The 11252-nt window shown below is 70.1% G+C and carries 10 protein-coding genes and 1 rRNA gene; 4 read left to right on the top strand and 7 right to left on the bottom strand.

Annotated elements, in window-relative coordinates; translation table 11 throughout:
• Nucleotides 1-91, bottom strand: a 16S ribosomal RNA gene (locus EYW40_RS12945); the annotation flags it as partial.
• 850 nt (nucleotides 92-941) lie between these two features.
• Nucleotides 942-1247, bottom strand: a complete 306-nt coding sequence (locus tag EYW40_RS12940) for a non-histone chromosomal MC1 family protein (protein ID WP_135822015.1) — start codon at nucleotides 1245-1247, stop codon at nucleotides 942-944.
• Nucleotides 1248-1509: 262 nt separating this feature from the next.
• On the opposite strand from EYW40_RS12940, the gene EYW40_RS12935 reads away from it, so the two are divergent.
• Nucleotides 1510-1707, top strand: a complete 198-nt coding sequence (locus EYW40_RS12935; RefSeq protein ID WP_135822014.1) for a hypothetical protein — start codon at nucleotides 1510-1512, stop codon at nucleotides 1705-1707.
• Nucleotides 1708-1789: 82 nt separating this feature from the next.
• Nucleotides 1790-2845, top strand: coding sequence for a quinone-dependent dihydroorotate dehydrogenase (locus tag EYW40_RS12930; RefSeq protein ID WP_135822013.1), 1056 nt, complete (start codon nucleotides 1790-1792; stop codon nucleotides 2843-2845).
• A gap of 22 nt (nucleotides 2846-2867) precedes the next feature.
• On the opposite strand, the gene pheT is transcribed toward EYW40_RS12930, so the two are convergent.
• Together pheT and pheS are read right to left on the bottom strand one after the other, a co-directional pair.
• On the bottom strand, nucleotides 2868-4580 hold the full coding sequence (gene pheT, locus EYW40_RS12925; protein ID WP_135822012.1) for a phenylalanine--tRNA ligase subunit beta: 1713 nt from the start codon (nucleotides 4578-4580) through the stop codon (nucleotides 2868-2870).
• Nucleotides 4580-6109 carry a phenylalanine--tRNA ligase subunit alpha gene (pheS, locus tag EYW40_RS12920; protein WP_135822011.1) on the bottom strand — a complete coding sequence of 510 codons (1530 nt, stop codon included), beginning with the start codon at nucleotides 6107-6109 and terminating at the stop codon, nucleotides 4580-4582. Before pheS ends, pheT begins: the two co-directional genes overlap by 1 nt.
• Before the next feature lie 275 nt (nucleotides 6110-6384).
• On the opposite strand from pheS, the gene EYW40_RS12915 reads away from it, so the two are divergent.
• On the top strand, nucleotides 6385-7053 hold the full coding sequence (locus EYW40_RS12915) for a class I SAM-dependent methyltransferase (RefSeq protein WP_135822010.1): 669 nt from the start codon (nucleotides 6385-6387) through the stop codon (nucleotides 7051-7053).
• A gap of 1 nt (nucleotide 7054) precedes the next feature.
• On the opposite strand, the gene EYW40_RS12910 is transcribed toward EYW40_RS12915, so the two are convergent.
• Together EYW40_RS12910 and EYW40_RS12905 are read right to left on the bottom strand one after the other, a co-directional pair.
• Nucleotides 7055-8614 (bottom strand): tryptophan--tRNA ligase, encoded by a 1560-nt coding sequence (locus EYW40_RS12910; protein WP_135822009.1) that lies wholly within the window; start codon nucleotides 8612-8614, stop codon nucleotides 7055-7057.
• A 48-nt stretch (nucleotides 8615-8662) separates the two neighbouring features.
• A complete protein-coding gene (locus EYW40_RS12905) occupies nucleotides 8663-9313 on the bottom strand; it encodes a helix-turn-helix domain-containing protein (protein ID WP_161973209.1) in 651 nt (216 codons plus the stop codon).
• Nucleotides 9314-9397: 84 nt separating this feature from the next.
• Between EYW40_RS12905 and EYW40_RS12900 the strand changes: the two genes are divergently transcribed.
• Complete coding sequence (locus EYW40_RS12900) at nucleotides 9398-10117, top strand: class I SAM-dependent methyltransferase (RefSeq protein WP_135822007.1); 720 nt, start codon at nucleotides 9398-9400, stop codon at nucleotides 10115-10117.
• 21 nt (nucleotides 10118-10138) lie between these two features.
• On the opposite strand, the gene endA is transcribed toward EYW40_RS12900, so the two are convergent.
• Complete coding sequence (endA, locus tag EYW40_RS12895) at nucleotides 10139-11191, bottom strand: tRNA-intron lyase (RefSeq protein WP_135822006.1); 1053 nt, start codon at nucleotides 11189-11191, stop codon at nucleotides 10139-10141.
• Nucleotides 11192-11252 lie beyond the last annotated feature (61 nt).

Below are 11252 nucleotides of genomic sequence, written 5' to 3'. Positions count from 1 at the left end.
CGGAGCTATTCGCCACGAGTATGAACTCGTGCGACTAGCATGGCTAAATCGGACCCCGATAGCAATGGCCTCCGGCAGGATCAACCGGAATGTTCCCGGCCACAAGGGCCGGGGGGCTTGGCGGGTATACTCAGAGAGTATACACCATATTGCGTGGTCCGTGCTCGGTGCCCACCGAGCCGCCGACCGGCCGGGTGGCACCGAACTACCAAGGCTAACATCAGATCCCATCGTGTACGGCGGACCGCAGGGGTGGAATCCTCATCTCCTTCCGGACTTAGGTGTAGCGCCCGGAGGGCATATAAGCCCTTCGGACCCGTTCGAAGTCCGGGTGACGGGACGAGTTGAACGTCCCGCCGATCGCGTTGTGCTTTGTCCGCATCACATCCGAGCACCCTTACACACTTAAGGGCATCGGAAGTCGGTCGGCGCGCGAACAGCGCACCGAACCGAACGACGACGCCGGGGTGTTCCGGACGTGTACACCACATCGAACGACCCTATCACACTTAAGGGCGTCGGTTCGTCGAAGCGGCGACGAACGACGCCGGGCGTCGAGTGGTCGACGTGCCTGCCTCCGTGCCGGCGAACGGCCGGAGGGGGCCACCGATGTGGCGTGGATGCGACGAGCGGTCGGTGACCGCCGCCGCCTTCGCATTCCATTCCGATGGCCGGGGTACTGAAAAGGCCGTCGAAGCGATCCGGCAGCGGGGACCGCTACCATGCGACTGAGTTCCACCGGCGAGCAACGGAGCCGGGGCTGCCCGGAACGGAATATCGCACGGCAGGAGGCCGGCCTGTCATCCCGCGCTCGCACGTCGGGTCGGACCGGGTGTCACCGCGCACACGACGCTGGCGGTGCCGACGGGCATAGGGGTTGCGACTCGCGTACGCGTGCGACGCGCGTCAAAAGACGTGGTAGGTTTCGGTGACGACCGACGTCACTCGTCGAGGTGTTCGATGCCCTTCTTCGAGACGTTCGCCTCCGTGATCTCCTGGGGCATCCAGTCGGGTTTGTCGTCGGGGGCCTCCTCCTCCCAGGCCCAGCCGTCGTAGATGTGGACCTTGTCGGTCCCCTTCTCGCGGAGCCGCAGCTCCGTCTCGTCGGCCGAGTCCTCGCTGGACGCCGGATCCAGTCGGCGGGCCGCCTTCAGCGCGGCCTGCCGGGGTGTGTTCCCCGAAAACACGCTCGGTTCGTCACCGCTGTCTCGCAGCGCGAAATTGCGCTTACCGTCTTCACGTACCATGGTTTTGCCTCCGTGTCAATCCAGCCCATTCCCCAATATAAATATATCCCCGACAGGAGGGGGATCGGCGGGGATCACTTATAAACGAAGATCTGAATCCGGGCGAAAACGGGGGGGAAAGCGGCGGAAACACCCCCCGTATCAGGGCCCTGTGATGTCGCGCGCGGAATCGGGCGAGGGGAACCGGGCGGCGGTTTCCGGTTCGCGACCGTAGAAAACACTTAAGTATGTCGTGTGGCGACTGTCGGGATAGGATACCGCGATGGTACGGAAAAAGAAGCTCAGCCCGAGTGGTGCGAAAGACGAAAACGGCGAGTACCACAACGTCCACATCAACATCCACGAGGACGAACTGGCCGTGGCTGGCATGGAGATCGGGGACGAGGTGTTCGTCCGCGTCCGCGAGGACAAGATCATCATTCAGAAAGCCGACAAGGACGAAGTCGAACACGAGTTCTGAACGGCCGTATCGTCGCGGGTTTTCGGACGCGGAGCGACCGCTTCGCGGGGTTTATACCGTTCGTCCGCCCTGATCACGGCAGATGGACCTCTACGACGCCGCCAGGCCGCTGCTGTTCCGGCTACCCGCCGAGACCGCCCATGGGGCCGTCCACGGCGGCCTCAAACTGGCACAGGGAACGCCGGCGGAGTCCCTCCTGGCGTCCCGGTACGGCAGCCCGGACGACGACCGTCTCGCCGTCGAGGCGTTCGGCTGCCGGTTCCCGAACCCGGTCGGCGTCGCGGCCGGCTTCGACAAGAACGCCGAGGTGCCGAGCGCGCTCGCCAGCCTCGGCTTCGGCCACGTCGAAGTGGGCGGCGTCACCGCCGAGCCGCAGGCCGGCAACCCCCGACCCCGGCTGTTCCGCCTCCGGGAGGACGGGGCGCTCGTCAACCGGATGGGGCTGAACAACGAGGGGGCCGCGGCCGTCGGCGAGCGACTCGCCGCCGCGTCCGTCGACGTGCCCATCGGCGTCAACGTCGCCAAGAGCGAACGGGTAGCGAGCGAGGACGCCCCGGCCGACTACCGCCGGACGTACGAGCGGGTCGCGGAGGGGGCCGACTTCTTCGTCGTCAACGTCTCCTGCCCGAACTCGGAGGGGTTCCGGGAGCTACAGAACCGCGACGCCATGGCGGCGATCCTCGGGGAACTCGTCGACGCCGGCGCGTCGCCCCTGCTGGTGAAGCTCTCGCCGGACCTCCCGGAGCCGGCCGTCGAGGACGCCCTGGAGATAGTCGACGAACTCGGCCTCGACGGCGTGGTCGCCACCAACACGACGACCGACCGCCCGGCGAGCCTGCGAAGCCCCAACCGCGTCGAGGAGGGCGGGCTCTCGGGCAAGCCCATCGAGAAGGAGGCGACCGGGATGGTCCGGTTCGTCGCCGAGCGCGTCGACGTCCCGGTCGTCGGCGTCGGCGGCGTCTCCAGCGCCGAGGGGGCCTACCGGAAGATCCGCGCCGGCGCGTCGCTCGTCCAGCTGTACACCGGCCTCGTCTACGAGGGGCCGACGCTTGCCCGCCGGATCAACGAGGGGCTGCTCGACCTGCTCGACCGCGACGGTTTCGACGACGTCTCGGACGCCGTCGGCGCGGACCTGTAGCCGCGAAAACCCCGCGACCGCGCTACTCCAGCGCGTCCAGCCGGAACTCGAAGGCGGCCACGGGCAGTTCGAGGTCGTGTTCGACGAGCACGGCGGGGTGGACCTCGCCGACGACGCCCGCCGTCTCGCCGTCGATCACCACGTCCGCGACCCGCCCGCCGACGAACGTCGGGTGGTCGGTCGGCGGCGTCTCCAGTTCGACGTCGAAGTTCCGTGCGATCGCCTGCAGCCGGGCCTTCGCGTCCTCGTAGGAGGCGTCGTGCCGGGCGAGGACGCCCGCGACCGTGCGGCGCTCGGCGACGCCGGTGTTCTCGGCGTCGTCGACGTGTGCCGCGAGCCCGATCTCCGCCAGGTCCTGGGGGTACGAGCGGTGGGTGTTGTTCTCCAGGACCATCAGCAGCGAGGGGAGCGCCCACGTGCGAAGCATCGTGTAGTCCTCGCTGTAGGGCTCGCGGATCGTCGCCGGCTCGGCCGCGCCGACGGCGTCGTCGCCGGGCGCGAGGTCCATCCGGTCGAAGTTCTCGGCCTCGCTTATCATGTGGAAGTTCAGCAGGTCCTCGAAGCCGAGCCCGACCAGCTGGTTCCGCGCGGCGTCCTCCAGCCGCGAGCGGTCGTGGCGGCCGCCGACCGTGCTCACCTCGGGGTACTTCGGTTCGAGGTCGTTGAAGCCGTACGCCCGCCCCACGTCGTCGACCAGGTCGAGCGGGTGGAGCACGTCGACGCGGTAGGAGGGGACCTCGACCTCGTAGACGAGGCGGTCGTCCTCGTCGTCGGTGTCGGCGTCGAGCCCGGAGCGTTCGAACAGGTCGACGACCTCCTTGGGGTCGAAGTCGACGCCGATGAGGCTCTCGATCCGTTCGTGGGCGACGGACTTCTCCCGGGTCGAGAGGTCGGGCCGGACCAGATCGCGGTCGGAGTACTCGACGGCAACCTCCTCTATCGTCGCCCCGCGCGCGTCGAGCGCGTAGCAGACGATGGAGAGCATCCGGTCGATGGTCCACTGGTCCGTCCCGGTCATCTCGACGAACAGCTCCCGGGAGTCGGTCGTCACCTCCGTCCGCTTGCCGTTGATCACCGGCGGGAACGAGAACAGGCCGATGTCGTCGTAGATCGCCGGATAGCGGTCGTACTCGCGGACGAGGTCGGCGTACGTCTCGCCGGTCGGGTGGTCCGTGAGCACGTCCGCGGGCGTCATCTCGCTGTTGCTGTCGAGCGGGACGAAGCGGTCGCCGTCCGGCTCGACCCCAGTGTAGCGGATCGACTTGCCGCCCTCGCTCCCGGGTGAACCCCCCTTCAGCATTGCGAGGTCGTGGATGCCGATGGCGCCCTTCGCGCGCTTGCGGCCCATCGTCGCGTGGAGCTTCTCCTGTAGCTGGATGAGCGACTCCAGCGCCGCGTCGTCGAGGTCGACGCCGCGGACCACGGCACCGGTGACATAGGGGCGCTCGTCCGGGACGCTTTCGTCCACTTGGATCGTCCAGTCGGCGTCGTTGGTGTTGGGGACGTACACGCCGCGGTCGTCGCCGTACTGGTAGCGCAGCGAGCGGGCGACGCCCTCGACCGACAGGCGGTCGAGGCGGTCCGGCGCGAACTCCAGTTGGAACTCGTCGTCCTCGGTCCGGCCCTCGAACTCCAGCCCGAGGCCGAACAGGTCCTCTTTCAGCTCCTCGTCCGACTTCTCGTCGTGACCGGTCAGTTCGCGCAGTTCCTCGGGGTCGACGTCGACGACTGGCATCAGTGGATCACCTCCGTGTCCCGCAGCAGTTCGAGGTCGGCGAGCGTCCCGTGGACGTCGCGGATGTCCTCGAAGCCGTACATCAGCATGAGCAGGCGCTCCAGCGAGAGCCCCCAGGCCATCACGTCGCAGTCGACGCCGAGCGGCCGGAGCACCTCCTCGCGGAACATCCCGCTGTTGCCCACCTCGACCAGTTCGCCCGTCGTGGGGTGGGTGCCGAACAGTTCGAAGCTCGGCTCCGTGTAGGGGTTGTAGTGTGGCTTGAACTCCAGGTCGGTGATGCCGAACTGCTCGTAGAACTCCGTGAACGTCCCCATCAGGTCGCGCACCGAGAGGTCCTCGGCCATCACCCACCCCTCGATCTGGAAGAACTCCAGCAGGTGCGTCGGGTCGAGCGTGTCATTGCGGTACACCTTCTCGACGCTGAAGAAGCGCTCGGGCGGTTCGAGGTCGCCCTGCGCGTGGCCCGAGAGGTAGCGCATCGACAGCGACGTGGTGTGGCCCCGCAGGTCGATCCCCTTCGCGACCTCCTCGGTCCACGGGGAGTGGTACCCCTCGCCGTCCTCGCCGACGCCGTGCAGGTGCGCGTCGCGGACGCGCTCGACGAGGTCGTCGGGCAGGTCGTCTATCTCGGCGGGGTTCTCCAGCGCGAACTGGTCCCAGTGGGTCCGGGCGGGGTGGTCCTGGGGCATGAACAGGCAGTCGTTGATCCAGAACTCCGCGTCGGCGTGTGGCCCCTCCATCTCCGCGAAGCCCATCCCGACGAGGGTGTCCTTCACGCGGTTCGCGGTCTGCCGGAGGATGTGCTCTTTCCCGCCGGCTATCTCGGCGGCGTCGGCCTCAACGTTGTACTCCGCGAACTCGGCGTCCTGCCACTCCCCGCTGGTGATCAGTTCGGGCGTGATCTGGCCGACCGCCTCCGCGTCGGCCGCCTCGACGCCCTCCATCAGCGCGGTGACGCCCTCGTCGGTGATCGTCACCGAGCGGGCGGTCGATTCGCTGCGTTCGACTAGCTCCCGGCGCTCAAGCTGGTCGACGTCGTCGCCCTCGCCCGGGAGCGCGGCCGCGTCGGTCTCGCCGTCGGCCAGCGCGGCCAGCGCGGCGGCCTCGGGGTCCGCGTCCGGGTCGGCGTCCGGGTCGGCCGCGATCTCGCCGCCCTCGACGGTCCCGTAGCCCTTCCGGGCGTAGTTCGCCAGCGCGATGTCGACCTCGCCGCCCTCCAGTCCGGACTCGCCGATGACTCGCCCGAGTTCGACGGGGTCATCGGCCGCGCCGGCGTCGCGGGCCGCCTCGTACAGGCGGACCTCTGGCAGGCCCTCGGCGACGTACGTCTCGCCCTCGTCGGTGAGCGCCACGCGCTCGTCGGTCCGCTCGTCGACGGCCACCAGCCCTGCCTCCGCGAGTTCGAAGGCGGCCCCCGTCGCCGTCTCGACGGCGAGGCCGGCGTCCTCGGCGATCCGTCCTATCGTCCGTGCCTCGTTCGCGCTCGCGGCGTCCAACACCGCGACCTGTGATCCTGGTAGCTTCATTTGGTAGAGTTACCTCGCGTTCGTCGGATACCGATTCCGGTTCGGGACGGGTCGTTTCGTCCGCCGCGGCCGTCCGGCCACAGTCGCGGAGTCCGCGGCCCGGTCAGGCCGCGAAGAAGAAGCCGAACCCCGGTCCGTCCTGCGGCTGGCTGGCGGGACGCCTCGCGTGGGGTTCGGATGCCATGGCGTTAGATCGTGACACGGGCGGTAAAAACGTTGCGTGCACCGGTCAGGACCCCCGCGCTTTACCTCCCCGGGGCGCGGATCCCCGGGCGATGGACTGGGAGCGGTTCTACCGCGAGGCCGACTACGACCGCTGTGCGTACCTCGCCGGCGAGGAGATGGCGGACCTGCTGGCGCGGTTCGTCGAGCGCGTCGCGGACGGCGACGCCGCGGGCGGCCGCCCGGCCGACCTCGCGTCGTTCGGCTGCGGTCCGGCCGTCGTCCCGTTCGCGCTGGCCGAGCGGTTCCCCGACCTCGACGTGTACGGCTACGACCTCTCGGAGACGGTCGTCCGCGACAACCGCCGCCTCGCGGCCGAGCGGGGCCTCGACAACCTCTCGTTCGCCGTCGACGAACTGCCGGACCTGACGACCGACCGGCGGTTCGACGTGGTGTACTGCGTCGCCACGCTGTACTTCGTCGCCGGCCCGGAGGCCGCGCTCCGGGCGCTGTACGACCGCGTGCGCCCGGGCGGGCACCTCGTCGTCAACTACCCGACCGAGGAACTGCAGCGGGTCGTCCGCGAGGAGTTCGACGAGCGAAAGCGGGAGGCGTTCCACCTCGTCCGCGACGGGGAGAACCTGCTCACGCGCGAGGAAGTCGCCGCGGTGCTCGGCGCGGAGCCGCGGGACTACTGGGAGGCGGTCGACGCCGACGAGGTGATAGAGGAGCGCCCGGAGTGGCCGACGGTGTACGTCGAACGGCCCGCGTCCGACCGGTAGCTCAGGCGCGCTTCCGGTCCGAGTCGAGGTCGATGTCGATCCCGTCCAGCTTCTCCGCCCACTCCTCGCGTTTCTCCTGGTGCTCTTCGAGGAACTCCTCCATCAGCTCCGCGGCCTGCTCCTTGCACCCCCCGCAGAGCCGCTCGCCGCCGACGCACTCGTCGTACACCTCCTTGGCGAACTCGTCGTCGTCGCCCGAGAGCAGGTAGGCGTACAGCTCGTAGACGGGACACTCGTCGGCCTTCCCGCCTTTCTCGCGCTGTTCCTCGGCAGTGGTCCGGCCGCCGGTGGTGGCGGATTTGACCTTGTCGTAGCCGTCCTCGGGGTCGTCGAGCAGCGAGATGTGCGAGGCCGGGACCGACGACGACATCTTCCCGCCGGTGAGCCCGGTCATGAAGCGGTGGTAGATCGACGACGGCGGCAGGAAGCCGTAGCCGCCGTGGTCGAGTTCGACTTCGCGGGCGAGTTCGTCCGCCTCCGCGTGGTCCAGTTCGAAGGCGTCGACGTGTTCGTCGTAGACGCGCTTTTCGCCGGGGACGGCCTCGACCAGCGCGTCGAACGCCTCGCCGGTCGCCTGCCGGTCGAGGAACCGGGTCCGGGGCCGGAGCGGTTCCTTGCCGGCCGAATCGAGCTTTTCGGCGACGGAGTCGCGGGCGTCGGAGGGATCGGCTTCGGCGCGGAGCCAGTCGGCCGCCTCGCCGCAGCGCGGGCGGTCCGTGTCCTCGGCGTACTCCCCGCGGGCGTCGTACGCCCGCCGGAGCAGGACGCGCTCGGCGTCGTCGGCCTCGAAGCTGGCGAACGCCTCGGTTACCTTGAAGAACCGCATCCGCGCCGCGAGGTCACGGGCCAGCCGCATGTGCGGGTCCTGGTCCGGGCCCACGGGGATGACGGTTGGCTTGGGCTCGTCCAGTTGCGGGTAGAGGATGTCGGCCATCTGCGTGACGACCGACTGCATGTGCGAGACGTCCGTCTCGCCGTCGAAGTCGTAGATGGCCTGTAGCTCCGAGAAGTTCGCCTCGGCGCCCAGTTCGAAGGCGAGGTCCTGTAGCTCGCGGTTGTCGGACTGGCGGTACAGTTCGCCCTCGTCGGGGTCGAAGCCGAGCGCGAGCAGGGAGAGGATGTAGTCCCGCGCGTGCTCGTCTATCTCGTCCCAGGTCAGCCCGCGGGCGCTGTGGGCCTCCAGGTCGGCGATCAGGGCGTGGGCGTCGCCGCCCTGTTCCTGGTGCCAGATGATCTCGTCGAACACCAGCTTGTGGCCGATGTGGGGGTCGCCCGTCGGCATGAACCCCGAGAGCGCGGCGAAGGGCTCGTCGTCCCGCATCGCGTCGGCGACCGGCCGGTAGTCGCGGTGGCCGAAGATGACCCCCCGGCGCATCAGGTAGTGGGGGTCGGGCACCTCGGGGAGCACCTCGTCGAACTCCTCGATGCCGAACTCCTCGAACAGCTTCCGGTAGTCCGACACCGTCGAGGAGCCCCACGGGTCGAGCGCGACGTCGTCGGCGCCTGCGGCCTCGGTCCCGCCGTCCGGGCGAACGTCCGCGTCGGGAGCGTCGTCGGTCATTGTCGTCACAAGGCGGCGGCGTGCGCAAAAACCGTTCGCTTCGGAGCGTTACGGGCGGTCGCCGAGCGCGTCGGCGACCAGCCGGGACTCCGCGCGCCGGAGGAGCGTCGACGCCGTCGAGACGGCGCAGTCGAGTTCGGTCGCGACGGCCTCGACGCCGCCCTCACGCGGGACCTCGTAGTAGCCGACCCCTCGCGCGGCGACCAGCGCCTCCCGCTGCCGCTCGGTGAGCGACGGGCTGAGCCCCCGCGTGAACGGGCCGACCGAGCGGACGTCGACGTCGAGCGCCTCGGGGAGCGAGTCGAGCAGGTCCCGCAGGTCCGGCCCGCGGCCGACGACGGTCAGGCGCATCGTCCGGTCGGCCCTGAACTCGACCGGCGGGACGACCACGACGGCGTCCCCGGCGAACGCCTCGATCAGCGTCGCTTCCCGGTCGCTGTTCGACGAGCTGACGTACACGAAGAACTCGCCGTCGCTGTCCGGCCGGACATCGTATTCGGCGACCGCGTCCTGCGCCGCGAGCGTCGCCTCGTACGCCTCGTGGTCGCCCTCCACGTAGAACAGCAGCGTCCGCTCGCCGTCGACCGTCTTGCCCTCCAGCAACACCTCGCGCTCGACGGCCGGGGACTCGCAGACGAACGCGTGCATCGGGTGGATCGTCTCCGCCGCGTGTTCGACGACCAGTTCCAGCGACTTCACGAGCCCGACTACTCGCCGCGATAACTTAAATCCGCGAAACATATCGGGAGTAGACCTCTCGCCCGGGCCGACCGACGTTCGCGTATGAGTGAACCGTCGCGGCGAGCGGACGGCGGGACCGCGCGTCGACCGACCGGCGCTGGGGACGACTCAGAGCGCCGACACCTCGAACGGAACCGCCGGGTGTGGGACCGCTGGAGCGACCATTACCGTCTGAGCGAGAGCGACTTCGAACCGATGCGCGAGGACGCCATGGACCGCCTCGGCCTCGAACGGGGCGACGCCGTCCTCGACGTGGGGTGCGGCCCGGGCGTGAACTTCGATCGGTTGCGTGAACTGGTGGGGCCCGAGGGGCGCGTCGTCGGCGTTGACTACAGCCCCGGGATGGTCGAGAGCGCTCGCAAGCGGGTCGCCGACCGGGGCTGGGAGAACGTCGCAGTGGTCCGCGCGGACGCCGCGAGCGTCGGGCTGGACAGCGAGTCGTTCGACGGCGCGATAGCGTCGCTGTCGATGGGCGTGATGCCCGACGCGCGGGCGACGGCCGAACACGTCCACGCCCTGCTCCGACCGGGCAGCCGGTTCGTCGTCTTCGGCCTCCGGCCCGTCCCGTCGGGGCCGCTCCGGGTCGTCAACCCCCTGCTATCGCGGTGCCTGCGATGGGTCGCGAACTGGAACCCGGACAACGACGTGCCCGGCGCGCTCCGGGCCGCGTTCGACGGCGTCGACGTGGCGCGGACCTACGGCGCGGGGACGGCGTACACGGCGGTGGCGGCGAAGGCCGGCGCGCCGGATCGCAGCGGCTGAAGCGGGCGCGGCCCGAGGGCGTCACGGCGTCAGCCGCTCGACCGAGAGCCAGCGGACGTCGCCGGCGGCCGCCGTCTCCGCGTCGCTCGCTCCCTCGTCGCCCACCAGCGCGAACGTCATCGTCTTGCGGACGCCGCCGGCCAGCCGCACGTCCAGCGCGAGGTCCCGCGGCGCGAACTCGTGGCCGGGCGACAGCACCCGCACCAGCCGCTCGGAGTGCCCGAGGTCGTCGACGCTCTCGACGGCGGCGTACGTCCGGAAGTCCGCGCCGAACTTGAAGCCGGTCTTGGGGACGACGCCGCGGTCGCGCAGGGCGGCGTACGCCCGCAGTCGGCGGTCGAACCGGTCGCCCTCCACGGCCCGGCCGCGCTCGACGACGGCCGCGCGCTCGACCGCCAGCGCGCCGCGGTCCGCGAGGTACGCCGCCTCGACGAGCGACAGCTGGACGGCGTCGCGGTCGTCCTCGCGCCCCGAGAGCGGCTGCCCGTAGAAGCCGCGCTCGTGGAGGGCGGCGGGCGGCGTCCAGCAGACGACGCGGTCCGACAGCAGGGCGGCGGGGACGCCCTCGGGCAGGTCCGTGCCGCTTTCCCCGTCCACGTCGGGGCGGCCCGTGTCGAAGTACGACACCTCGCTCTCCTCGTCGACGACCGCGAGCACGCAGTCGCCCAGGTCGGCCGCGGGGACCGGCTCGCGCTCCCCGACCGCCCGGACGCGGTACGCCACGTCGCCGTCGCCGGGCCCCGATCCGCGGGCGTAGACGTGAAAGTCGGCCTCGCCCGGGTCCGGCACCCAGTCCTCCCGGGCCGGAGAGAGGTAGAACCCCCGCTCGCGGAGGTCGGCGTACACGAGGAAGCGCACGGCGAAGCCGGGGTCGTCCGCCGCCGCGAGGAACTCGCGGAACGACGCGCCGTCCACGGCGTCGAGGTCGCCCCGGAAGAGGAGGTGGGCGGCCTCGACGCGGGCGAGCGCGACCTCGTTGCCGCCGAGCGGGCGGCCGTACCCCCGCGAGTCGTGGAACCGCTGTCTGGCGTCGCCGCCGACGCGAACGACGCCGTCCCGCATGTGTCCGTCCATGCGGGTGGATCGGCCGCCCGGGGGGATATGGACTGCGGTCGGGGACGGGGCGTCTCGGGCG

Origin of the sequence: Halostella litorea (assembly GCF_004785955.1) — an archaeon.
GTDB classification, from domain to species: domain Archaea; phylum Halobacteriota; class Halobacteria; order Halobacteriales; family Natronoarchaeaceae; genus Halostella; species Halostella litorea.
Note: the sequence above shows the minus strand (reverse complement) of the source record. Positions and strands in the feature narration are given on the sequence as shown.